The sequence below is a fragment of the Streptomyces sp. genome, from assembly GCF_019510245.1.
Lineage (GTDB): Bacteria > Actinomycetota > Actinomycetes > Streptomycetales > Streptomycetaceae > Streptomyces.
On record NZ_JAEKKT010000191.1, the window covers coordinates 1 to 24,583 of the forward strand.

Annotated in this window: 17 protein-coding genes, 1 pseudogene and 1 riboswitch; of the genes and pseudogenes, 9 read left to right on the top strand and 9 right to left on the bottom strand. The window is 73.3% G+C overall.

The window, feature by feature from the left end; translation table 11 throughout:
* The 3 genes from JF597_RS38510 to JF597_RS38520 form a co-directional block, all read right to left on the bottom strand.
* Positions 1–457 (bottom strand): SAM-dependent methyltransferase (locus tag JF597_RS38510; RefSeq protein ID WP_294007030.1); only part of this gene is annotated, 457 nt, incomplete at its 3' end.
* 122 nt (positions 458–579) lie between these two features.
* Positions 580–816: a DUF397 domain-containing protein gene (locus JF597_RS38515; RefSeq protein WP_294007033.1), complete on the bottom strand. Its 237-nt coding sequence runs from the start codon at positions 814–816 to the stop codon at positions 580–582.
* Position 817: 1 nt separating this feature from the next.
* Positions 818–1,693, bottom strand: coding sequence for a helix-turn-helix transcriptional regulator (locus tag JF597_RS38520; RefSeq protein ID WP_294007036.1), 876 nt, complete (start codon positions 1,691–1,693; stop codon positions 818–820).
* A 327-nt stretch (positions 1,694–2,020) separates the two neighbouring features.
* Here JF597_RS38520 and JF597_RS38525 point away from each other — a divergent pair, with 327 nt between their 5' ends.
* Positions 2,021–2,695, top strand: a complete 675-nt coding sequence (locus JF597_RS38525; RefSeq protein WP_294007040.1) for an ATP-binding protein — start codon at positions 2,021–2,023, stop codon at positions 2,693–2,695.
* A gap of 151 nt (positions 2,696–2,846) precedes the next feature.
* On the opposite strand, the gene JF597_RS38530 is transcribed toward JF597_RS38525, so the two are convergent.
* The 4 genes from JF597_RS38530 to JF597_RS38545 form a co-directional block, all read right to left on the bottom strand.
* Complete coding sequence (locus JF597_RS38530) at positions 2,847–3,098, bottom strand: hypothetical protein (protein ID WP_294007043.1); 252 nt, start codon at positions 3,096–3,098, stop codon at positions 2,847–2,849.
* A 27-nt stretch (positions 3,099–3,125) separates the two neighbouring features.
* The gene (locus JF597_RS38535; protein WP_294007046.1) at positions 3,126–5,261 is read right to left on the bottom strand and encodes an acetoacetate decarboxylase family protein; all 2,136 of its coding nucleotides are present in this window, start codon (positions 5,259–5,261) and stop codon (positions 3,126–3,128) included.
* 102 nt (positions 5,262–5,363) lie between these two features.
* Positions 5,364–5,822: an NAD(P)H-dependent oxidoreductase gene (locus tag JF597_RS38540; protein WP_294007048.1), complete on the bottom strand. Its 459-nt coding sequence runs from the start codon at positions 5,820–5,822 to the stop codon at positions 5,364–5,366.
* A gap of 236 nt (positions 5,823–6,058) precedes the next feature.
* Entirely contained in the window at positions 6,059–8,035 is a 1,977-nt protein-coding gene (locus JF597_RS38545) for a DUF1996 domain-containing protein (RefSeq protein WP_294007117.1), read from the bottom strand.
* Between the two features lie 405 nt (positions 8,036–8,440).
* A riboswitch (cyclic di-AMP (ydaO/yuaA leader) is annotated at positions 8,441–8,616 on the top strand.
* Between the two features lie 1,948 nt (positions 8,617–10,564).
* Between JF597_RS38545 and JF597_RS38550 the strand changes: the two are divergent.
* A pseudogene (locus tag JF597_RS38550) lies at positions 10,565–10,918 on the top strand (C40 family peptidase); the annotation flags it as partial.
* A gap of 24 nt (positions 10,919–10,942) precedes the next feature.
* Here the strand turns inward: JF597_RS38550 and JF597_RS38555 are convergent.
* Positions 10,943–12,001 (bottom strand): NAD-dependent epimerase/dehydratase family protein, encoded by a 1,059-nt coding sequence (locus tag JF597_RS38555; RefSeq protein ID WP_294007051.1) that lies wholly within the window; start codon positions 11,999–12,001, stop codon positions 10,943–10,945.
* 247 nt (positions 12,002–12,248) lie between these two features.
* Here JF597_RS38555 and JF597_RS38560 point away from each other — a divergent pair, with 247 nt between their 5' ends.
* The 5 genes from JF597_RS38560 to JF597_RS38580 all read left to right on the top strand — a co-directional run bounded on the left by JF597_RS38560 (position 12,249) and on the right by JF597_RS38580 (position 20,843).
* Positions 12,249–13,553: a pyridine nucleotide-disulfide oxidoreductase gene (locus JF597_RS38560; protein WP_294007054.1), complete on the top strand. Its 1,305-nt coding sequence runs from the start codon at positions 12,249–12,251 to the stop codon at positions 13,551–13,553.
* Between the two features lie 303 nt (positions 13,554–13,856).
* Entirely contained in the window at positions 13,857–15,008 is a 1,152-nt protein-coding gene (locus JF597_RS38565) for a hypothetical protein (RefSeq protein WP_294007057.1), read from the top strand.
* A 40-nt stretch (positions 15,009–15,048) separates the two neighbouring features.
* Complete coding sequence (locus JF597_RS38570) at positions 15,049–15,333, top strand: YkvA family protein (protein ID WP_294007059.1); 285 nt, start codon at positions 15,049–15,051, stop codon at positions 15,331–15,333.
* 152 nt (positions 15,334–15,485) lie between these two features.
* Complete coding sequence (locus JF597_RS38575; RefSeq protein WP_294007062.1) at positions 15,486–18,014, top strand: SpoIIE family protein phosphatase; 2,529 nt, start codon at positions 15,486–15,488, stop codon at positions 18,012–18,014.
* A gap of 81 nt (positions 18,015–18,095) precedes the next feature.
* Positions 18,096–20,843: a SpoIIE family protein phosphatase/ATP-binding protein gene (locus JF597_RS38580; RefSeq protein WP_294007065.1), complete on the top strand. Its 2,748-nt coding sequence runs from the start codon at positions 18,096–18,098 to the stop codon at positions 20,841–20,843.
* 3 nt (positions 20,844–20,846) lie between these two features.
* Here JF597_RS38580 and JF597_RS38585 read toward each other — a convergent pair whose 3' ends face one another.
* Positions 20,847–22,682 (bottom strand): glycoside hydrolase family 15 protein, encoded by a 1,836-nt coding sequence (locus JF597_RS38585; RefSeq protein ID WP_294007068.1) that lies wholly within the window; start codon positions 22,680–22,682, stop codon positions 20,847–20,849.
* A gap of 151 nt (positions 22,683–22,833) precedes the next feature.
* On the opposite strand from JF597_RS38585, the gene JF597_RS38590 reads away from it, so the two are divergent.
* Both JF597_RS38590 and sthA read left to right on the top strand, forming a co-directional pair.
* Positions 22,834–23,040 (top strand): hypothetical protein, encoded by a 207-nt coding sequence (locus tag JF597_RS38590; protein ID WP_294007070.1) that lies wholly within the window; start codon positions 22,834–22,836, stop codon positions 23,038–23,040.
* A gap of 118 nt (positions 23,041–23,158) precedes the next feature.
* A complete protein-coding gene (sthA, locus tag JF597_RS38595; protein ID WP_294007073.1) occupies positions 23,159–24,562 on the top strand; it encodes a Si-specific NAD(P)(+) transhydrogenase in 1,404 nt (467 codons plus the stop codon).
* The last annotated feature ends 21 nt before the right edge of the window (positions 24,563–24,583 follow it).

Here is a 24,583-nt window from a genome sequence, read left to right on the forward strand (position 1 = left end):
CCAGGTCCAGGGTCTCGCGCAGCTCGGGGGCGTCGAAGAGGTCCGTCAGGTCCCGGAAGTCGGCCTCGATGTACGCCGTCCGGCCCTCGGGTGTGCTGGAGAGCAGGCCCTGGGACAGGGTGAGGACGATGGGGTCGTTGTCCACGTAGACGACCCGGGAGTCCGGGGACACCGACTGGGCTATCTCGTGGAGGTTCGGGGAGGTGGGGATGCCGGTCCCGACGTCCAGGAACTGGCGCATCCCCGCCTCTTCGGCGAGCCAGCGCACGGCGCGGTTCATCCAGTCGCGGTTGGCGCGCATGTGGATCGGGAGCGCGGGCCACTCCCGGGACATCGCGTCGCCCGCCTCCTGGTCGGCGGGGTAGTAGTCCTTGCCGCCCAGGATGTAGTCGTAGATCCGTGCGGAGTGCGCGTTCTCGGTGTCGATGCGGTCGGCCGGCCATCCGTTGTCGGGCAACGCCGTGTCTCCCATTCAGGTGAGGGAAGCGGGGGTGTTCGGGGGGCTGCGCTGTGCTGCGTCGGGTGTGGGGGGGGTTGGTTGAACGATCAGCTATAGCAAGGAAGTTCCGGGAAATCCGATCACATCAGGAAGTCGGCGTCACCCGCCTTCACTCCGGACAGGAAAGTCGTCATCTCACGCGGCGTGAAGACCAGCGCCGGTCCGTCGGGGTCGGTCGACTGGCGTACCGCGACCCGGCCGTCGGCCAGCTTCTTCACTTCGACGCAGGCGCCGCCGGCGTCGTCGCTCCACGGCTTGGACCAGCCGCGCGCGCCCAGTTGCCGGGACGGGATGCCGTTGCGTATGGGGTGGTGCACGTCAGAGCTCCTTGCGAATCGCACCGAGGAGGACCTCGGTCTTTCTGGCGGGCGCCGCCTGGGCGCCCAGCCGGTCCAGGGCCTCGCGATAGACCACGACGTCGTCGCTCTTGTCCAGGTAGACGGCGCCCACCAGGCCGTTGAGATAGACGATGTCGGGCAGCTCCGGAGCCTTGAACCGGAAGAGGTGGTAAGCGCCCGCGCGCATGGCGGGGTGCGGGCCGTTGGCGAACGGCATGATCTGCAAGGTGACGTTGGGCAGCCGGTTGATCTCGATGAGATGGTCGACCTGGGCCCGCATGACCCCGGAGCCGCCGACCGGCCAGCGCAGCACCGTCTCGTCCATCACGACCCACAGCCGCGGCGGCGCCTCCCGGGTGATCAGCTCCTGGCGGCGCATGCGCAGCGCCACCATGCGCTCGGTCGCCTCGCTCGGCGCGTGCGGGTTGCCGGCGCCGAGCAGGGCGGCGGCGTACTCGCGGGTCTGCAGCAAGCCGTGCACGAACTCGTTCTCATAGGCGCGGATCTGCAACGCCGCCTGCTCCAGGCTCAGATACGCGGCGAACCAGTCCGGCATCACATCGCGGTAGGTGTGCCACCAGCCGCGCTTGTTGGCCTCGCGCACCGACTGCAGGAAGGTGTCGACCTCCTGGCGGTCCGTCACGCCGTAGACCTGGAGGAGCTTCTCGGCGTCGGCCAGCCGGAGCCGGGCCACCTTGGCGGCCTCCATCCGGCGGATCGTGGAGTGACTGACCCCGATCGCGGCCGCCGCCTGCTCGAAGGTCAGGCCGGCCCGGGTCCGCATCTCCTCCAGCTGCCGGCCGAGGATCATGCGCAGGACGGACGGGGCTCCGCCCCAGTCGGTCTCCGAGGTCACGCCCTACCCCCTCACACCAGGTTTCAGGGTCACCGTCTCACGTACCCGTGATCGATCACGGGCGTGTTCGATCACTTCTTGTCGGGAGCAGCATGCACTTCGCTTCTTGCAATTTTCAACTTGCTGGTTGCGAGGCGATGTTGGCAGATGCCAGAGTGGAGCTACTGCTCCGGCTGACCAAGGAGCAGGCGAAGCAGTCCAGTTGGGGGAGACTGAGCTGCGGCCCGGTGCCGCCCAGGCACGGGTCGTCGTCTGCCCCCGAACGGCCCGGGGCGGACGCGACAGCTCAGCCCCCACGCTGCGAAGCCGGACGAAAGGCGCACGGCGATGGCCCCGCCCTCTCTCCCCCAGCCGCTCGACCGACTGCCCGAGGACCACATACCCGGCCTGCCCCGGCCGGCCCTGGCGGCCGCCGCCGAGGGCCCGTACCGCCCGTCCGACGCGACAGGCGTCCCCAGACCACCCGGAGGCGAACGCCTCGGTCGACTCCCTGGGCCGCAAGGCCTCGACCGGTTCGCCTCCGGGGACCGATCCGCCCTGCGCGGCCGGGTCTTCGACCTGGCGCCGACGCCGCGCGCGGTGGGCAACGCCCGCCGGAGCGTGGGCGAGCTGCTCGGCTCGTGGGGCGTGTGCGAGGAGGCCCGCGACAACGCGGTCCTGGTGACCTCGGAACTCGTCACCAACGCGATCGTGCACTCGGCCGGCCGGCGGATCGTCTGCCGGGTGCACGCCGACGCCGACCGGATCCGCATCGAGGTCGAGGACCAGAACGGCAGCATCACGCTGCCGGCACCCCGGCGGGCCAGACCCGACGAGCAGAACGGGCGCGGCCTGTTCCTGGTCGACGCCCTCAGTCTCGACTGGGGCGTCACGGCCGCGCCGGAGGGGCGGCCCGCCGCCCGCGTCGTCTGGGCCGAACTGTCGACGGCACCGGACGCACCGCTCAGCACCCCCCACGCCTCAGGAGGCCCCCCGCCCCATGGACCGTCCCCCCACTCCTGATCCGGCCGCCGACCCGTCCTGGACCCGCACCCGCCCCAAGCCCGGCCCGGAACAACCCCACACCGCTCCGGCCCGCTGAGCCGCCCCCGACGTGGCGCGGCCGGGACGAACGCGTCCCGGGCCGCGCCACGTCGGCGGTCGAGGCCACCGTTCACTCCACCGCGTGGGCCAGCAACGCGGTGGCGGCCGCGCGCAGTTGTATCGCCGCGGTCACGCAGGCCGTCGCCTGCCGCTCCAGCGCCGCGCAGCTCCACTCCGGCACCCCGGCACAGCCGCCCAGCCGCTCGGCGGCGCCGCGCAGCCGCTCGGCGTAGCCGTCCATCCGGTCCGCGTCGGCTCTCAGGCCGTCCACGTACGCGAGGAGTTCCGGGGCGGCGGTGGCGGGACGGGATTCGGTCACCATGGGGCTCACCTGTACTCGGAGGGACGCCTAGCGCGGCAGCACCGCGCCGGCGCTTCTGTGGGCCACGAACCGGGGACTGGTCAGGACGAATCGGGGCCGCACGGCGTCGAGTTCGAGGATCTGGAGGTGCCGGGCGAGCGGCCCGTGGGCGCCGTCGAGCCGCAGCCGCAGCCGGGGGCGGGCATGGACGCGCGGTCTGCCGTGGGCGCGGACCAGGGTGCGTACGGTGCTCTCGCCCCGGCGGCCGTAGAGCACCCAGTCCGCCTCGGGACAGCGCGTCCCGGGCCCCGGGCGGCCCTCCACCGAGACACCCAACTCGGGCGCGTGTACGCGCAGTTCCCGCCCCTGGAGCTCCACGTCGGCGGATCCCCGTACGGCCGGCTGGGCCCAGACCTCCTCGGCCGCCGCCCGCGCCTCCTCCGTGCCGACGGCGAGCGCGACCACGTAACGCCCGGTACGGCGCAGGTCGGCACGGCGCAGCAGGTCCGCGGCGAGGTCGTAGGCGTGCGGCCGCCACAGGTCGTCGACCAGCACCGACAGGCCGAGCTCCGTGTAGGGGCCGATGGTGGTGCAGCGGTGCTCGTAGAGGGAGAGTACGGCGAGGGCGCGGCGGCCGAGCCGGGTGGGGACCATCCAGGCGACGTCGGGCAGCAGGCTGCGGGCCACGTCGGTGTCGACCGGGAAGCACAGGTGCGCGGCGGAGGAGTCGTAGTACCGCACCGGTACGTCGACCGGTCCCGCCGAGGTGGCGAGGCTGGTGGTGGGGACGGCCAGGAACGGGTAGCCCTCGGGCGGGCGGCCGCGGTCCCTGAGCCGGTAGACACGGGTGCGTTCGACCGGGCCCCGATAGGGGGCGAGGGCGCGGTCGACGTCGGCCCGGGCCTGCGGGAGCACCGTCTCCAGGTGGTCGATGTACACGCGCAGCAGGTGGCAGCGCGGGAACTCCCGGGTGGGGCCGGTGTAGTCGACCCGGTACCGGTTGGCGTGCGGGGCGCCGGGGCCGTCCAGGGCCGGAAGGATGTCGTACCGGTTGGTGATGCCGGCGACCCAGGTCCGCGGGTCGGCGGGTCTGCGGTCGTCGACCCGCGCGCCGACGGCGACCACGTGGGTGACCCGGTAGGCGCGGCAGAACTCGTCGTCCTGCGCGAGGTTCAGCAGCGCGATCCCGCCCTCGCCGTGCCCGACCAGCGCGAGGTCGGCGCCGCGCGGTATGCCCTGGTCACGGATCGCCAGCAGGATCGAGCGGGAGTACGGCGAGTCGGTCAGGAACAGGTCGCGCCAGGCGCCGGTGAAGTCCTGCGGGCAGTCGTCGCGGGGGCGGCCGGGAGCGGTGCCCGGTGCCTGGACGACGTACCGGAGCACACCGTCGGGACCGCGCACCTCCTGGACGAGGACGCGGGCGTCGCCGGCGAGCACGTCGATGTTGCGCAGGAAGCCGAGGAAGGAGCCCTCGGTGGCGATGGAGCGGGCCTCCTGGGCCGACAGTTCGACGGCCTGGGCGGCGCCCTCGCCCTGGTCCGTGCCGGAGAGGCGGCCGGCGTCGAGGCCGCCGCCCGGTCCGGCGGTCAGCTCCCGGCCGGCGGCCAGTGCCCAGGCGGTCTCGTCGCTGAGCGGGTCCTCGTCCAGCAGGCCCCGGACGGCGAGGAGTTCGGCCAGGACCGGGGCGAGGGCGGACAGGGTGCGCTGGGCGCCCCTGTCCTTGAGGAGGGCCCGCAGCGCGCGGACGGCGGCCTCCGGGTCGTGGCCGGCGGAGACGGCGTCCGTCAGCCGGCGCATGCCCGGGTCGTGCCCGAACTCGGGGTGGTCGAGGAGGACGGCGGCGATCCTCAGCCGCAGCGCGGTGACCGCCACCAGCGCGGCCAGGCTCTCCCGGCCCAGCGCCTCCCCCGCCGCGCCGAGCAGACGGCCGACGCCGTCCGGCGCGACGATCGCCGAGCCGCCGAGCCCCTGCTTGCTGGTGAGCGTCCGCAACAGGGCCCAGCGGGCGGCCAGGCCGGTACGCGGGCGGCGGCGCGCGGAACCCGTCAGCGCCGGGGCGAAGAGGACGGAGCTGGTCCGTGCGGAGACCTCGCGGACGCCCTCGGCGACGGCCAGCAGGTCACGGGCGCACTCCCGCAGCATCTCCTCCGCGGGCGGCCCGCAGGCACGGCGCTGCGCTGCCATCCGGCGCTCCCTCGGATCGACGACACGGCCTGCTCCCATCGTGTGCCCTGGCTCCGGTGCCCGCACCTTCGTCCGTTCGGGTGACCGGCGGGCGGAGACGGGTCAGGCGTCCCCGGCGAGGCCGGCGGCGAGCGTCGCGCCAAGTTCCCAGCACGCCTCGATGTCGGCCTTGCCGGGCTCCCCGGTCACCGTGACCGGTTGGGCCGACCGGCGCCAGCCGAGTCCGGTGGTGAGGGAGTCGAGGGCGCGCAGGGCGCCGGTGACGTCGTTGCCGCCGTGGACGTAGGCGCCGAAGGGGCGGCCGCGCGTCTCGTCCAGGCACGGGTAGTAGACCTGGTCGAAGAAATGCTTGAGGGCGCCGGAGACGTAGCCGAGGTTGGCCGGGGTGCCGAGGAGGTATCCGTCGGCCGCGAGCACGTCGGCGGCGGTGGCGGACAGCGCCGCCTTCCGCACGACCCGCACGCCCTCGATCTCCGGGGTGGTGGCCCCGGAGACGACGGCCTCGAACATGGCCTGGCAGTGCGGCGAGGGAGTGTGGTGGACGATCAGCAAAGTGGGCACACGGGCACCCTGCCCTGCGCTGCCCGCCGACGGCAAACGGCGGCGGGCGGCGACCGGGCGACGGCGTGCCCTGGTCGCCGGGCAGGGCTTCGAGGGGGTTCAGCGGGGCGCGGCCCGCGTCAGGCAGAAGGAGCGGCACCTAGGTGGCGTCCTGGGCGGGCCCGACAGCGCGGAGCACTACGTGATGCTCCGCGCTTCGAGCCCGCCCAGGACGCGCTGCGGCAGACCAGAGAGGGTCAGACCGAGTTCCGCCTGGTGCGCCAGAGCAACGCCGCCCCGCCGGCCAGCAGCAGGCCGCCGAAGACCGCGGGCCACAGGTGGGCGCCGGTCTCGGCGAGACCGCCCTGGACGGCCTGGGGCTCGGTCTGCGGCTCCGTCCCGGAACCGGTGGCCGGGCTCTCCTGACCGGCCGGGGCGGCGACCGCGGTGCCGGTCGGCGCGGCGGAGTCACCGGCGGTCGGTGCCTCGGTGTCGGGCCGCTGCGTCGGCTCGCTGATCACACCGCCGCCCGACGACTTGGTGGTCGGCTTCTTCTTCGGCGACGCGGTCGCGTAGACCCTCGGCAGCCCGGTGCCACCGGACCCGGAGCCGGGGGCCGTGGCGGTGGGGGTCTCCGTGGCCGGGGTGTCGGCCGGGGGCTCGGACGACGCCGGCTCGGACGACGGCTGCCCGGTCGCCGGCCCGGACGGTTCCGCGCTCTGCGACTCGGCCGGCGGCGCAACCGGGCTCGCGGTGTCGCTCGGCTCGGCCGGCTCCGCGCTCTGCGACGGCGGCTGCTCGCCGGCCCCCGCCCCGCAGGTCCGGCCGGAGTTGATGCAGTCGACCATCTTCCGCATCAGGCTCTCGTCGAAGACGTTGATGAAGTCGCCGTGGTCGGTGACCGGCTTGTGCAGCTGCTCGGGGAACGAGTCCACCGCGAACAGCGGGACCGTGCGGCCGCCGTCCTGGAGGCTCGGCGCGGCCACGTCGTAGACGATGCGCTGCACCAGCTGCGGGATGGCCTGGAAGCCTGCCGGGCAGCTGCCGTCGGGCGCCTCGAACGCCACGTGGGTGCGGTGGTTGGCGCTGTCGATGTTCCGGCCGTCCCAGCAGCTCTGGAACCTGAAGGTGCGCACGACGTCGCTGCCCGAGGGGCAGAGCGGGTACTTGTCCTTGAGCTGCCGGTTCTCGTAACCGGTGCAGCTCCAGGAGGCGTTGGCGTTGGCCGGGCCGTTGACGAACGCCTTGGCGTCGCCGGTGATGATGCGCAGCAGCCGCGGCATCTCGGTGACCTTGGAGGTCGGGTTGCCCTCGAAGGTCAGCGTGACCTCCTTCGCCGTGACGATCTGGCCGGCGTTGCCCTCGGTGCCGCCGCCCGGCTTGTCGGCGTCGCGCTCCTGCTTGCCGTTCTGCAGCCGCAGCACGGGCCAGTAGTACGTGGACTTGTCGCCCTGGTCCGCGCAGCTGGTGTCGGCGTTCGCGAGGTCCTGGTCGCTGGCGAAGGCGTTGTTGGACTGGTTGCCGATGTAGTCGTGGAAGTGGTGGGCGCCGTTGGAGACACCGGGCGCGACGATCACGTTGTCCGAGTTGAACAGGCCGTTCGCGTTGACGCCGCAGCTGGAGCTGAAGGTGCCGGTGGAGCCGCCGGGCCGCTCGGCCGGGGTGGTGACGTTGGGCTGGACCGAGGTGATGTCCGCGTAGTCGGCGGCGACCGGGCCGTTGCCGCCCTGGCCGCCGGCGCCGGTGCCCTGGCTCGGTGCGGCGCTGCCCTGGCCGCTCTGGCTCGGCGTGGCACTGCCCTGGGGCGTGGCCGACTGCCCGGCACCCTGGTTCGACGAGCGCAGGGTGCAGGCGGCGAGGTCGTCCAGGCCCTGCGGACGGTCCCCCTCGCGGCCGATGGCGTCGGCGATGCGCTGGAGCGACGCGGACCGCTGTTCCTTCAGCGGGCCGATGATCGCCTGGTCGGCGAAGCCGGGGTCCTGCTCGATCTCGGCGGCATGCTGGGTGAGTTGCTGGTAGGCGGCGGCGATCTGCTGGTCCATCCGGGCGAGTTCACCGTCGACGGCGGCCCGCGCCCCGTCCGGTACCGAGGTCAGCCGGCTGCCGGCGTCCGGGCAGTAGACCGTGGGCGCGGACAGCACCTGGCCGGTGGCGACCTGGCCCTGCTGGTCCCCGCCGCCCTCGGTGGCCGAGGCATAGACGTTCACCGCGACCAGTCCTGCTCCGCCGAGCATCAGGGCGACCGCTGCGAAGGTCGCGCGTTGTGCGCCGGTGGGGCGTCTGCGCCTGTTGCGTCTCAAGGTCGTTCCCCTGTGTCGTGGGCGGCCGGGCATGGAAATCCCCCGCGCTATACGGCTCAGGGCGCCACCGTGTTCAACAGACCCGCGAATTCACGGAGATCTCACAGGAAGCGGGCGTCCCGGAGCAGGAGGAACGCGACCGACGGCAACTCCCCGGTGACCCTGCGAATGCAATGGATGCGCGCGAAATGCCGTCCCGTACGGTCGAGTTCCGAACGCTACGACGAACATCACAAATACGTATCGGACATTAGCCACTTCAACCTTCACACGAGTGACACAAGTTGGCTAAGTTGACGGGCAAGCCGCTCGGCTCCCCCCGGCGAATCCCGTCGGGCCGCGCGGCCTCCGCCGAGTCCGGTGCCCCTCAGGGGCGGATCCGGAGCCGGGGACCCAACCGAACCACTGGGGTGAATCGGCCGCCGTCCGCAAGGACAAGGGCCGTAGGGCATGCCTTCCGGATTCCACCGCCCGAACCCGACAGCTAACCCGGTAGGCGGAGTACGGAAGGAGCACGACCCCTCAATGGCGCCCGAGAGCCGTGACGAGGTTCGACAGCGGATCGACAGCCTCTACGACCAGGCCGAGAACGCCACCGGGAACTACAACGCCACGCGTGCGATGAGCGGGGGCTCGCGCTCGCGCGGTGTGCCGCTGTTCAAACGTCCCCGTCGCGACGACCCGGGCCTCGACAACATCGCCCGTGAGTGGTTCGAGGGAGCACGCTCGAAGCTGGGGCCGAGCGTTCCGGCCGCGCTGCCCACCGACCGGCAGCCTGCCCGCCCCGGCCCGCGCCGGCCCGTCAGCGCCATGGCCGCCGACCTGCTCGGCCAGTTGGAGGACTCCGGCCCGGCCCGGCTGGAGCTGACCGCGGGGCCGTCCGCACAGAGCGAGATCGAGGTCGTCCGTGAGGTGGCGGCGCGCCCGCAGCTGGAGCTGACGGCGGGGCCTGCCGCGGCGCTGCCCGCGGGGCCTTCCGGTGCGCCCAGGGCGCTGCCCGCCGCCGGGCCGCAGCAGCCCACGCCGGGTACCTCGAAGACCAAGAACCAGCTCAAGCTCGCCAAGGCGCGCGAGGCGCTGTCCCAGCGCACCGGGCAGCGCGCGATCGCCGCCCTCGACGCGGTCCCGTCCTCTGCCCCCGCCGCCCAGGCCGCTCCGCCGGCGCCCAGCCCCTGGCCGGCGGCCGACGGCCCGGTCCCGGCGCGGCAGTGGCAGGCTCCCGCCGTGGGCATACCGAACCAGCGCACCGGCAGCGACTCCTTCCGGACCGACTCCCCCGCCGCCACGCGCGCACTCCCGGCGGTGACCGAGACGGGCGGCATCCCGATCGTCTCCCCGTCGGACACCGGTACCTTCCGCATCATGACCCCGGGGGGTGCCGACAGCGCCCCGACCCGGGCCGCCGCGGACTCGGGCGGCTTCCGCGTCATGACCCCGGGCGGCGGGACCTACCAGAGCGCGCCCCCGACGGACGCGGGCGCCGCCCAGGCTCCGGCCCCGTCCCCCGCCGACACCGGCTCCTTCCGCATCATGACGCCGGGCGCCACGGGCTCCTTCCCGATGCCGACCCCCACCGACGCGGGCGCCTTCCCGACCGCCGACCCCATGGCGGGCACGAACGTCTTCCCGACCGCGGACGCCATGACGGGCATGAGCATCTTCCCGACCGCGGATCCCATGGCGAGCACAAGCGTCCTCCCGACGATGGCGCCCACGAATACAAGCGCCTTCCCGGCCGCCGCGCCCGCGAACAGCGGCGCCTTCCCGGCCGTGGCGCCCGCCGTTCCCGCGGCCGCTCCCGCCCCGGCCCCCGGCCCGATGGACCCCGGCGGCTTCCGGGTCATGTCGCCGAGCGCGGCCGCCGCCTACCCGGACATATCGCCGGTCACCGCCGACACCGCCTACGGCACCGGCGCGTACCCCGCGGCGGCCCCCGCACAGCCCATGACCGCCATGCCCATGACCGCCATGCCCGCGGCCGCCCCCTTCGCCGCGGCCCCCGCAGCCGACCTGTCCGGCACTTACGCCCCCGACCTGTCCGGCGGCTACGCGGCAGGCATGCAGCCCGCCGACGGTGCCTACGCCTACGCCGCCACCATGGCCATGCCGACGGCGATGGCAGCGCCCGCCGCCGCGATGGCCGCTCCGATGCCCATGCCGGTGGGGGCTCCCATGACAGCGCCCGCGGCGGTACCGATGGCGGCTCCCATGGCAGCGCCGCTGGCGGCACCCCCGGCACCGGCGATGGCCTCGGCACCGGCGGCCATGATCGCGCCGCCCGAGGCGATGACGGCGCCCGTGCCCGCCATGGCGATGCCCGCTGCCGCCCCCGCACCGGTGGTCACCGCCCCGCTGCCCACCACGCCGCTGCCCGCCGCGCCCCCGCAGCTCGCCACTCCGGCGCCCGGCGGCTACGCCCATCCCGGAGTCTTCCTCCAGCCGGGCGTCGGGGCCGAGCCGGGCAAGGCCATGAAGGCGCTGGCGTTCGCCCGGGAGCAGATCGGCCGGCCGTGTGTCTGGGGAGCGACGGGACCGGGGGCCTACGACGCCGCCGGCCTGACCCAGGCCGCCTGGCGCGCCGCCGGCGTCACGCTGCCGCGTACCGCCGCGGAGCAGACCCTGGCCGGCACCCCGATCACGCTGGCCGCCGTCGAACCCGGTGACCTGGTCTTCTTCTTCGACGACGACAGCCACGTCGGGATCTACGCGGGCGGCGGCACGATGGTGCACGCGCCGAGCCCCGGGGCGCTCATCCGCGAGGAGTCGATCTACAACGCCGGGGAGTCGGCGATCCACCGCGTGATCCGCCCGGCCTGACCCCCGTCCCCCTGACCGCCGGGCTCAGACTCTCCGCCGCCGGGTGCGCCAGCTCTCGTGGTGGTCCAGGAGGGTCTCCTCGACGGGCCGGTAGGCAAGACCCAGTTCGCGGACGCTGCGGCCGTTGTCGACGCGGAAGCGGATGCCGAGGTGCTTGCGTATGTAGTCCTGGGTGAGGCCGAAGAGCGGGCCCAGGACCCGTACCGGGCCGTGCGGGAGCGCGGTGCGCGGCAGGCGCGGGTCCCAGGGGTGACGGGTGCGGATGATCCGGGACATCTCGTGGAACGACGTCATCGTCTCGTTGGCCACGATGTAACGGCCGCCCGCCACCGGGTTCTCCGCCGCCGCGATGTGGGCGTCGGCCACGTCGCGGACGTCCGCGGTGGTGAAGCTGAAGTCCGGGGCGCCGTAGCAGAAGTAGCCCTTGAACAGCTCGTCGAGCAGAAAGAGGCTGCCGGACTCGGAGGCGGGGGTGAGGGAGGGGCCCAGGATCAGGCCGGGGTTGATCGAGACCATGCGCCAGCGGTCCTGGGCGGCCTCGGCGTCCCAGGCGGCGCGCTCGGCGACCGTCTTGGCGTAGTGGTAGGGGTTGTTCGCCACCGTGCTGGTGGTGTTGAAGTACTTCTCCGTCAGGACCTCGCCGGCCATCGCGCGGACGTCGGCGTAGTCGCCGAAGATCGCGCCCACGGTGGAGGTGAAGACCAGGGTCTCCACCCCCGGCGTGCGCTCCACGCTGCCGAGGACGTTGCGGGTGCCGAGCAACGCCGGGTCCACCACGTCCCGTCGGCCGTCCCTGATCCGTTCCGGCATCAGGAACGGCGAGGCGACGTGGAAGACGGTCGCACAGCCACGGAACGCCGCGTCGAAGGAGCCGTCCGCGAGCAGGTCGGCCTCGAACAGGGTGAGCCGGCCGGGGAAGGCCTCCTGGAGCTCCCACAGGGGCCGTACCTTCCTCGCGTCGGACGCGCGGCGGACGGTCGCGCGGACCCGGTAGCCTCGCTCCAGGAGCCGCCGTACCAGATGGCTCCCGACGAATCCGCTGCCGCCGGTCACCGCGACGGCCGTCTCCCCGCGTGCCTGCACGCCCTCACCCCTCGCCCTCGGGCCACCGCGCCTCGGTGCGCCGCAGGGGACAGGGTGGTGCATGCGCCGGGCGCCCGCCAAGCACCGGGAGGCCGCGATGACGGCCCGGAAGCCATAAGCCGCACCCGATACACGTCATAAGATCGGCTTATGAGGTCATAGAGTGGACCCGCGTACTAACTTAGGACTGCCTTAGTTTAGGCTTCCCGTTCGAGATCGCTTGTCCTCACTCGAAGGGAACCTGATCATGCCGCGCCCCCTGCGGGTAGCCATCGTCGGAGCCGGCCCCGCCGGGATCTACGCCGCCGACGCGCCCGCCCCGTTCGGCCTGATCCGCTACGGCGTCGCGCCCGACCACCCGCGCATCAAGGGCATCATCACGGCCCTGCACCAGGTGCTCGACAAGCCGCAGATCCGCCTCTTCGGCAACGTGGACTACCCGACTGACATCAGCCTCGACGACCTGCGCTCCTTCTACGACGCGGTGATCTTCTCGACCGGCGCCACCGCCGACCGCGAACTGCGGATACCTGGCATCGAGCTGGACGGCTCCTACGGCGCCGCCGACTTCGTCTCCTGGTACGACGGCCACCCGGACGTGCCGCGCACCTGGCCGCTTCAGGCCGAGAAGGTCGCGGTCCTCGGCGTCGGCAACGTGGCCCTGGACGTGGCCCGCATCCTCGCCAAGACCGCCGACGAGCTACTGCCGACGGAGATCCCGCCGAACGTCTACGACGGCCTCAAGGCCAACAAGGCCCTCGAGGTCCACGTCTTCGGCCGCCGCGGCCCCGCGCAGGCGAAGTTCTCCCCGATGGAGCTGCGGGAGCTGGACCACTCCCCCAACATCGAGGTCATCGTGGACCCCGAGGACATCGACTACGACGAGGGCTCGATCGAGACCCGGCGCGGCAACAAGCAGGCCGACATGGTCGCCAAGACCCTGGAGAACTGGGCGATCCGCGACGTCGGCGACCGCCCGCACAAGCTCTTCCTGCACTTCTTCGAGTCGCCGGCCGAGATCCTCGGCGAGGACGGCAGGGTCACCGGGCTGCGCACCGAGCGCACCGCCCTCGACGGCACCGGCAACGTCAAGGGCACCGGCGAGTTCAAGGACTGGGACGTCACCGCCGTCTACCGCGCGGTCGGCTACCTCTCCGACAAGCTGCCCAAGCTGCCCTGGGACATCGAGTCGGGCACCGTCCCGGACGAGGGCGGCCGGGTCATCGAGGAGAGCGGCAGCCACCTCCGGTCGACGTACGTGACCGGCTGGATCCGCCGCGGCCCGGTCGGTCTCATCGGCCACACCAAGGGCGACGCCAACGAGACGGTGTCCAACCTGCTGGACGACTACGCGAACGGCCGGCTGCACACCCCCGAGGCGCCCGCGCCGGAGGCCGTGGAGGCCTTCCTCGCCGAGCGCGACGTCCGCTACACCACCTGGGAGGGCTGGTACCGGCTGGACGCCGCCGAGAAGGCGCTGGGCGAGCCGCAGGGCCGCGAGCGCGTCAAGCTCGTCGAGCGCGAGGACATGCTCCGCGAGAGTGGCGCGTGAGGCACTGAGACGTGACGGGTGAGAGGGGGGCCGACGCACTGCCGTCGGCCCCCCTCCCCTGCTTCCCGGCGGTGTGAACGGGGCCCGCCCCGAAGCGGATGGACGGGCGGGCCCCGTTCGCCGCACCATTGTCCGGGGCCGGGCGGATCGGGGGCACGGGTGAACCGGCGTCGCATGGCGCACTCGGTTCGCACCCCGGGTGCGGGGCGCACTCGCCGCGCGCGGGCGGCCCCCGGCCTATGAGACGCACTCCCCGGCGGTGATACTGGAGGACGCACTCCTCTCCCACCAGCAGATTGGCCCATGTCGAACTCCGCCGCCGACCGTGCCGTCCTTCCGCCGACCGTCTGGGCCGCCCGCGGCCGCCACACGGGTCCGGACTCCGAGGAGGTGATCCGCAGGATCCTGCGCAGCCGCAAGGAGACCGGAGTCCTCGACGACTTCGCCGAACCCCCCGTGCCGGAGGACTCCGTCCGGCGCGTCTTCGAGGCCCGCTGGCGCGTCGACGACGGCACTGTGACGGTGCGCGCCCGGCTGGTCCTCGCCGTCGACCCGCAGGGCCGGCAGGCGGGGCGGGAGTGGCAGCTCCTCGCCGAGGCCGACCGCCCCTGGGACGAGTCCTGGCCCTCTCCGGCGGTGATGTTCTGGCCCGACGGCGAGGAGGCCGGTGACGGCGGCGAGGCCGCCTGGGACTACCACCCGGCGGTGGCGGGCGTCAGGCTCCGCACGGTCAACCCGCTGCCCGCCGACGACAAGGACATGCGCCGGGTGCTGCGGGACGCGGCGAAGGACGCCTGGTGCGTCAACCTCGTCGTCCACGAGGCGATGACCCCCGACGCGCTCGGCCGGCTGCCACTGGTCCGGCAGCTGCCGCCCGGCCTCGCGCACCGCGTCGTGGAACACCGGGCCGCGCCCCAGCAGTTCCGCGCCGTCAACTGGGCGCTGCGCGACCTCGGGGTCGAGATCCCGCGCGGCGGCGCCGTCCTGCTGCCCCCGGACCCGGCGCCGTCGGACTACGACGCGCAGGAGTACGCGGTGCGCAGCGTCTTCCTGGACGGCTCGGAGCCCACCGAACTCATCGCGGCCGTCCGCCGGTTCGCCGCGCTGCCGAAGCCCGCGCCGCAGGGCGCCGAGGAGGCACTGGCGGATCTGCGGGACAACTGGACCCTGATGACGCTGGAGGAGGAGCTGGCCCGCGAGCGCAGGCGCGTCGCGCAGTACGCCGAGGCGCTGGAGGCCATGACCAGGTCCCGCGACCTGTACCGGGAGGCCGCCGAGCGGGCCGACGAGGCGCTCGCCGCCCTCCGCGACGCCCCCGCCCCGTCCGCACCGGAACCCCAACCCGCCTCCCCTTTGCAGCAGTTGACCCGCGTCTTCAAGGGACTGCGGCCCCCCAGGGAGAGTGCCGGCCCGACGGCCATGCCCGAGGACGAAACCGGGAAGACGGACCAGTGAGAGACCCCGGGCCGGATCGGGGCCGGACGACAGGACAGCCATGGACACCACCACGACCGTGCTCGTGATCTGCGCGATCGTCGCCGCGGCCCTGCTGGCCGGCGCCGTCGCCCTCCTCGTACGCCTGGTCCGCACCCGGCGCACCCTGCGCCGGGCCGGCCTGCCCACCGGCTCGCGCTGGGTGTTCTGGGGCGCCGTCCTGTACCTGGTGCTCCCCACCGACCTGCTGCCCGACCCGATCTACCTGGACGACATCGGCGTCCTGCTCCTGGCCCTGCGCTCGATGCGCGCGGCCCTGCCGGCGGCGGAGGAGCCGGAGCTCTGACCCGTCGCCCACGCGGTGCATGTTCACCGTGACGGCCCGGAGGTTCCGGTGCGGTCCCGGGCGGCTCGTGCCGCGGGGGTGCGTTTTCGGGCCGTCGTGACGCATTCTTGCTGTGTCACCCACCCGGCGGTGCGTGGACGAGGCAGGAACCGATGACTGGGAGCGGCGAGCACGTGGGCCGGGCGCGTGAGCGGCTGACCGCGCTGCTGGTCGAGGCCTCGACCGGCGCCCTGGGCGCGGCGGGCGCCCACGTCGCCGGGGTGTACCTGCGCTCCGGCACGCCCGGGCTGCTGCGGCTGGCCACGCTGGTGGGGCTCCCCGGCCCGCTGTTCAAACCCTGGTGGCGGCTGCACGTGGACCGGCCGTTCCCGGTCGCGGACGCCTACCGGCTCGGGACGCGGGTGGTGCTGCCCAACGCCACGGAGATGGTGCGCCGCTATCCGCAGTTCGCGGCGGGCCTGCCGTTCCAGTTCGGTTCGATATACACGCCCGTGCCCGGGACGGAGCCGTCCTTCGGCGTGCTCACCGTGCTGCTTCCCGGTACCGCCGACACCGTGGACGAGCTGCCGGACCTGGACCGGCTGGGCCGGCTGGCCGAGCGGCTGGGGACCGGGCTGTGCGAGCTGGTGGCCGAGGAGGGCGACGCGGCGGTCACCTGGGAGGGCGAGCCGGTGTGCCTACGGCCGCCCGCGCCCCGGCCCGGGGCGGCCCGGGCCGGCCGTTTCACCTGGGATCCGGCCACCTCCGCGGTGCACGCGGACGACCGGCTGCACGCCCTGCTCGGCATGGCGCCCGAGGACTTCCCCGGTACCGGCGCCGAGCTGGCCGTGGCCTTGACGCCCGACGACGCCGACGACGCCGACGACGTGCTGACCGCGCTGCACCGGACCGCAGCCGGCAAGCCGCCGTACGCCCCGCTGCGGGTGCGGACCGCGGACGGCGCCCCGCTCCTGCTGGAGCTGTGGCCGCCGCCCAGCGCCGTCGGCCCGTCGCTGGTCTCCGGGATCGTCGTCGACCCGGGGCCGTCCGCCGCCGCCGACGGAGCCGCCGATCTGCTCCCCGAGGGCGTCTTCTGCCTGGACCGCTCCGGGGTCGTCCGCTACGCCAACCCGGCGGTCGTACGGCTGACCGGCCGGCCGCGCTCCGAGCTGCTCGGCCGGCCCGTGTGGGAGGCGATGCCGTGGCTGAGCGGGCCGCCGTACGACGACCACTGGCGCAGTGCGCTGCTCGCGAGCGGCCCGGTGCACTTCCAGGCCCGGCGCGGGGACGCCGCCGAGGGCGACTTCCTCGCCCTGTCCGTGCATCCGGGCCAGGACCTGGTCACCTGTACGGTCGTCCCGGCCAACCGGATCGAGCCGCCCGTGCACCTGCCCCCCGCGGCCGCGCCGGGCCCTGCGGGTACGGCGGACGCGCTCGGGCGGCCCGGCGGTCCCGGGCCCTCGATGACCCCGTTGTACCGGCCGATCGCCCTGGCGATCGCGCTGACCGACGCGGTCACCGCCCGGCAGGTGTCCGCGGTGGTGATGCAGGAGCTGCTCCCCGCCTTCGGCGGCCGCCGGCTGGCCATCTACCTGCTCCAGGACCGGCACCTCTATCTGGCCTGGGAGAACGGCTTCCCGCCGGGCTTCCTCGCCCCCTTCGACGGGGTCGGCCTGGACGCCCACATCCCCGGTGTCGAGGCCCTCACCACCGGCAGGCCGCTGTTCTTCGAGTCGATGCGGCGGCTGGGCGACACCTACCCGGGTCTCGCCCTGGACGCCGACGTGGGCGCCCGCGCCTTCCTGCCGCTGATCGCCTCGGGCCGCCCGGTCGGCACCTGCATCCTGGGCTTCGAGGCCGAGCGCGGCTTCAGCACCGAGGAGCGCACCGTCCTCACGGCGCTCGCGGGTCTGATCGCGCACGCGATGGAGAAGGCCCGGCGCTACGACAGCGAGGCCGCCCTCGCCCGCGGTCTCCAGCAGGCGCTGCTGCCCCGCCGGCTGTCGGCACACCCGCAGGTGGAGACCGCCGGCCGGTATCTGCCGGGCACCCAGGGCATGGACGTGGGCGGCGACTGGTACGACGTCGTCGGCGCGGGCGACGGCCTCGCGCTGGTCATCGGCGACGTCCAGGGGCACGGCGTGCAGGCCGCCGCCACCATGGGGCAACTGCGGAGCGCGGTCCGGGCGTTCGCGCTCAGCGACCGGCCGCCCGACGAGGTCATGAGCGGCACCAACCGGCTGCTCATCGACCTCGACCCGGGCCAGTTCGCCAGCTGCTGCTACCTGCGCCTGGACCCCGCCACCGGGCGCGCCCGGATCGCCCGGGCCGGTCATCCGCCGCCCCTGCTGCGCGCCCCGGACGGCCGCACCCGCGTCCTGGACGTCCCCGGCGGTGTCGTCCTGGGCGTGGACCCGCGGGCCCGGTATCCGGTGACGGAGCTGGAGCTGTCGCCGGACGCGATCCTCGCCCTGTACACGGACGGGCTGGTGGAGCGGCCGGGCGCCGACATCGACGACGGCATCGCGGCGCTGGGGGCGGCCCTGGCCGAGGCCGGGGCGGCGCCGGGGCGGCGCGGCGCCCGTACCCTCACCGGGGTGGCCGACCGGCTCACCGCCATGGCCAGGCACGCCACCGACCGCCCCGACGACGTGGCGCTGCTGCTCGCCACCCGCCGTCCGGGGTCCGCGGACCGGGGGTGACCGGGACACAACGGGGCATCCGCCCGGTTACCTCCGGAGACGCTCTCGCCTCGCGGGGCCCGGCAGTGTAGACATGGGCTCATGGTCCGTCAGCCCGGCCGGTCCGACACTCGGCCGTCCCGATCCGGGACTCCGCGCGCGCCGCTCGCCCGGCGGGGCCCGGAGCCGGGCGGGCCGGGGCGCCTGCGGTCCGGACGGCTGTGGTCGGCGCTGAGCGGACTCAGCGTGGCCGGACAGGTGTTCGTCCTGCAAGTGGTGATCGTGCTGTTGCTCATCGTGTCGGCGCTGGCGGCCCTGGTGCTCCAGGAACGGCACGACAGCAGCAGGGAGGCCCGCAACCGGTCCGTGGCCGTCGCTCAGACGTTCGCCGACGCCCCCGGCACGGCGGCGGCGCTGCGGCTGCCCGACCCCACGTCGGTGCTCCAGCCGCGGGCGGAGGCGGCCCGCAAGGCGACGGGCGTGGACTTCATCGTCGTCATGAACACCGACGGGATCCGGTACACGCACCCCAAGCCGAACCGCATCGGCAAGAAGTTCGTCGGGAACATCGGGCCCGCGCTGGCCGGCGGGATCGTCACCGAGGAGGTCCACGGCACCATCGGGGAGCTGGTGCAGGCCGTGGTCCCGGTCCGGGACGCGAACGGCACGGTGGTGGGCCTGGTGTCGGCCGGCATCACCACCGCGCACGTGGGCGGCACGGCCGACCAGCAGCTGCCGCTGCTGCTGACCGCGGCCGCCGCGGCGCTGGCCCTGGCGACCGCGGGCACCGCGCTGGTCAGCCGGCGGCTGCTGCGCCAGACGCACGGTCTCGGCCCGGACGAGATGACCCGGATGTACGAGCACCACGACGCGGTGCTGCACTCGGTGCGGGAGGGTGTGCTGATCGTCGGCGGCGACGGCCGGCTGATGCTCGCCAACGACGAGGCGCAGCGCCTGCTGGACCTGCCGGCGGACGCCGAGCACCGCCGGGTCCCGGACCTCGGCCTGGACGCGGAGACGGCGACGCTGATCGCCTCCGGCCGGGTCGCCACCGACGAGGTCCACCTGGTCAAGGACCGGCTGCTGGCCGTCAACCAGCGTCCCATCGAGGTGCGCGGCGGACCGCCCGGCAGCGTCATCACCCTGCGCGACTCCACCGAGCTGCGCGCCCTCTCCGGCCGCGCCGAGGTGGCCCGCGAGCGCCTGAACATGCTGTACGACGCCGGGGTGGGCATCGGCACCAGCCTGGACGTCACCCGTACCGCCGAGGAGCTCGCGGAGCTGGCCGTGCCGCGGTTCGCGGACTACGCCACCGTCGACCTCTACGAGGCGGTCCTCAAGGGCGAGGAGCCGAAGCCAGGGGAGGCGCTGCGCCGGGTGGCGTGCACCGGCATCCGCAAGGACGCCCCGCTGTACCCGGTCGGCGAGCGGTTCCAGTTCGTGCCGTCCTCGCCGCAGGGCCGGAGTCTGCATACCGGCGAGTCGGTGGTCGAGCAGCGGCTGCGGGACTCGCCCGGCTGGCGGGCCCAGGACGTGGAGCTGACCGGCCGGATCCTGGAGTTCGGCATCCACTCGCTGATCACGGTGCCGCTGCGGGCCGGGAACATGGTGCTGGGCCTGGCCAACTTCTGCCGTTCGGAGAAGCTCGCCCCCTTCGACACCGAGGAGCTGGCCCTCGCGGAGGAGCTTGTGGCCCGCGCGGCCGTCTCCATCGACAACGCCCGCCGCTACACGCGCGAGCACAGCATGGCGGTGACCCTGCAGCGCAGTCTGCTGCCGCGCAGCCTGCCCGCGCAGAGCGCCCTGGACATCGCCTACCGCTACCTGCCGGCCCAGTCGGGCGTGGGCGGGGACTGGTTCGACGTGCTGCCGCTGTCCGGGGCCCGGGTGGCGCTGGTGGTCGGGGACGTGGTGGGGCACGGGCTGCACGCGGCGGCGACCATGGGGCGGCTGCGCACCGCCGTGCACAACTTCACGGCGCTCGACCTGCAACCGGACGAACTGCTGGGCCTGCTGGACGAGCTGGTGGGCCGCATCGACCAGGACGAGACCCCCGCGGACGAGGCGGACACCGCGGCCACGATCACCGGGGCGACCTGTCTGTACGCGATCTACGACCCGGTGTCCCGGCGCTGCACGGTGGCCCGGGCCGGTCATCCGCCGCCCGCGCTGCTCAGGCCGGACGGCAGCGTGGAGTTCGCGGACGTGCCGGCCGGTCCGCCGCTGGGCCTGGGCGGGCTGCCCTTCGAGACGGCGGAGCTGGAACTGCCCGCGGGCAGCAGCCTGGTCCTGTACACCGACGGGCTGGTGGAGGACCGGCAGCGGGACATCGACGAGGGGCTCGAACTGCTCGCCGGCGCCCTGGAGTCGGCGGCCGGCGGCACCCCGGAGGAGACCTGCGCGGCGGTCCTGCAGCGGCTGCCGGCCCGCCCCAGCGACGACGTGGCGCTGATCGTCGCCCGGACCCGGGCCCTCGGCGCGGACCGGATCTCCGCGTGGCAGGTGCCGGCGGATCCGGCGGCCGTCTCCGAGGTGCGGTCCAGGGTGACCCGCCAGCTGGCGGACTGGGACCTGGACGAGCTGTCGTTCACCACCGAGCTGATCCTCAGCGAGCTGGTCACCAACGCCATCCGGCACGGCCGGGCGCCCATCGGGGTACGGCTGCTGCGCGACCGGACGCTGATCTGCGAGGTCTGCGACGGCAGCACCACCTCCCCGCACCTGCGGTACGCGGCGAGCACCGACGAGGGCGGCCGGGGCCTGTTCCTGGTCGCGCAGATGGCCGAGCGGTGGGGCACCCGGTACACGCCCGCCGGGAAGGTCATCTGGGCGGAGCAGCCGCTGCCGTGACCCTCAGCCCAGCGCGCGGTCGAGGTTGAAGGCGGCGCTGATGAGCGAGAGATGGGTGAACGCCTGCGGGAAGTTGCCCTGTTGCTCACCGGTGCGGCCGATTTCCTCGGCGTACAGGCCGAGATGGTTGGCGTAGGTGAGCATCTTCTCGAAGGCGAGCCGGGCCTCGTCCACGCGCCCGGCGCGCACCAGGGCCTCCACGTACCAGAAGGAGCAGATGGAGAAGGTTCCCTCGTCGCCACGGAGGCCGTCGGGGCTCGCCTGCGGGTCGTAGCGGTAGACGAGCGAGTCGGAGACCAGGTCCTCGGTGAGGGCGTCCAGGGTGGAGAGCCACTTGGGGTCGGTCGGGGCGATGAACTTGGCCAGGGGCATCATCAGGACCGAGGCGTCGAGGACGTCGCCGCCCTCGTGCTGGACGAAGGCGCCGCGCCGCTCGGACCAGCCGCGGTCCATGATCCGCCGGTAGATGGTGTCGCGGGACTGCCGCCAGCGGGGCAGGTCGGCGGGGAGGCCGCGCCGGTTGGCGAGCCGGATCGCCCGCTCGATGGCGACCCAGCACATCAGGCGCGAGTAGAGGAAGTTCTTGCGGCCCCCGCGGGTCTCCCAGACGCCCTCGTCGGGCTGATCCCAGTGGTCGCAGACCCAGCCCACGAGGCGGGTGACGTCGTCCCACTGGCCGCTGGAGATGGGCTCGGCCCACTTGTCGTAGAGGTAGATCGAGTCGATGAGGGCACCGTAGATGTCGAGCTGGAGCTGGCCCGCGGCTCCGTTGCCGACCCGGACCGGGGCGGAGCCGCAGTGGCCCTCCAGGTGGGTGAGCTCGCGTTCGGGCAGATCGCAGCGGCCGTCGATGCCGTACATGATCTGCAGCGGGCCGGAGGCGAAGCCGTCGCCGGGGCTGATGTAGGTGGTCACGAACTTCATGAAGGCCGCGGCCTCGCTGCTGAAGCCGAGCCGCAGCAGCGCGTAGACCGCGAAGGCGGCGTCGCGGATCCACACGTAGCGGTAGTCCCAGTTGCGCTCGCCGCCGACCTGTTCGGGGAGGCTGGTGGTGGGGGCGGCCACGATGGCGCCGGTGGGGGCGAAGGTGAGCAGCTTCAGGGTGAGCGCCGAGCGGTGCACCATCTCGCGCCAGCGGCCCCGGTAGCGGGACTGGTGGAGCCAGCGCCGCCAGTAGCAGACCGTGGTCTCGAACTGCCGCTCGGCCTCGGCGCGGGCGCAGCCGCGGGGGGCGATGTCCTCGCCGGCCTGGTCGAGGGCGAAGACGGCGGACTCGCCTTCGGAGACCTTGAAGTCCGCACAGGCGTCCGGGCCGTCGCTCTCCAGGGCCACCGTGGAGGTGAGCAGCAGGGACATGGACGCCGACTCGAACAGCGCGGTGTCACCGAGCGTGCGCAGGGTGTGCGGGTCGGCGCCGTAGTTGAACCGGGGGGCCACCCGGACCCGGAAGGGCACGGTGCCGCGCACGCACAGCACCCGGCGGATCAGCCGGTGCCGCGCGCACTCGGCCGACTCCCCCGCCACCGGCATGAAGTCCTGGACCTCGCCGACGCCCTCGTCGGTGTAGAACCGGGTGATCAGCACGTTGGTGTCGGGGAAGTAGAACTGCTTGGTCCGGGCCGGCACGGTGGCGGCCAGCGCGAAGGAGCCGCCGCGTTCGGCGTCCAGGACCGCGGCGAAGATGCTGGGAGCGTCGAAGGACGGCGTGCAGTACCAGTCGATCGTGCCGTTGCTGCCGACCAGGGCCACGCTGCGCAGATCGCCGATCAGTCCGTGTTCGGCGATGGGCAGGTATCGGTGACTCCCGGGCGCATTCTGGTAAAACGCCTGCTCGGCCATCGTGACGGCCTCCCCGGAACGGATGTACGGTCACCATACAACCTAAAAGGGGCGAAACGCTTTCCGGGCAGGTCCCGGGCCGCTCGGGATGCGGGGTGCCGCCGGGCGGGCAATCGTGAGAGTGTGCACCCCGCTCCGTGAAGGAGGGACCATGTCGACCTCAGAACCCGAAGCGTCCCGGTCGTCCGAGGACCGCGCCACCCCGGACTCCCTGCTGCACAGCGCCCCCGGCACGGGGGTGGCGCCCGAGGACCTGGTGATGGCCTCGGGCCGGGACGTCACGCCGGAGACGCTGGAATGGGCCAGGAAGAAGATGGAGCGCGAGGGGCCGAACTGCATCGAGCGGCTCCTGCCCTGACGCCGGCGACCCGCGGGATACGTGAGGCACGCAACGGGCCTGGCCCGTACCGGATTTCACGCGAAGGTTGCCCGTTCACCCTTTCGAAGCGGGGGCGGCTGCTGACAGACTTCGCAGGGTGCCCGACTTCGACATGCTCGTCATCGGTTCCGGACCCGGCGGTCAGAAGGCCGCCATCGCCGCGGCCAAACTCGGCCGCCGGGTCGCCGTCGTGGACAGCCCCGACATGGTCGGCGGCGTGTCCATCCACACCGGCACCATCCCCTCCAAGACCCTGCGCGAGGCGGTCCTCTACCTGACCGGCTTGACCCAGCGCGACCTGTACGGCCAGAGCTACCGGCTGAAGGAGGACATCACCGTCGCCGACCTGACCGCGCGCACCCAGCACGTGGTCGGCCGCGAGGTGGACGTCATCCGCAACCAGCTCTCCCGCAACCACGTCACCCTGTGCTCCGGCACCGGCCGGTTCGTCGACCCGCACACCGTCGCCCTGCGCGAACCCAACGGCAACGAACGCCTGTTGAGCGCCGAGCACATCATCATCGCCACCGGCACCCGGCCGGCCCGGCCGGACAGCGTCGAGTTCGACGGCCGGACCATCATGGACTCGGACAACGTGCTGTCGCTGGAGCGGGTGCCCCGCTCCATGGTGATCGTCGGTGCCGGCGTCATCGGCATGGAGTACGCGAGCATGTTCGCCGCGCTCGGCAGCAAGGTCACCGTGGTCGAGAAGCGTGCGGCCATGCTCGACATGTGCGACGTCGAGGTCGTCGAGTCGCTCAAGTACCACCTGCGGGACCTGGCCGTCACCTTCCGGTTCGGGGAGACCGTCGGCGCCGTCGAACGGCATCCGCGGGGCACGCTGACCGTGCTGGAGAGCGGCAAGAAGATACCGGCGGACACGGTGATGTACTCGGCCGGCCGCCAGGGCCTCACCGACGGACTCGACCTCGGCAAGGCGGGCCTGTCCGCGGACCGGCGCGGCCGGATCGCGGTGGACGAGCATTTCCGCACCGAGGTGCCGCACATCTACGCCGTCGGCGACGTCATCGGCTTCCCGGCGCTCGCCGCGACCTCGATGGAGCAGGGCCGGGTCGCCGCGTACCACGCCTGCGGGGAGCCGGTCGGGCAGATGGACAACCTGCAGCCCATCGGCATCTACACGATTCCGGAGATCAGCTTCGTCGGCCGGACCGAGGACCAACTCACCGGGGACAGCGTGCCCTTCGAGGTCGGGGTGGCCCGCTACCGGGAGCTGGCCCGGGGCCAGATCATCGGTGACTCGCACGGCATGCTCAAGCTTCTGGTCTCCCCCGAGGACCGGCGGCTGCTCGGTGTGCACTGCTTCGGCACCGGAGCGACAGAACTGATCCATATCGGTCAGTCGGTGATGGGCTGCGGCGGCACGGTCGACTACCTGGTCGATGCGGTGTTCAACTACCCGACGCTCGCGGAGTCGTACAAGGTCGCGGCCCTCGACGCCACCAACAAGCTGCGGCAGCTCGACCGGCTGGAGGACTGAGGGCCTGACGGAACCACTGCT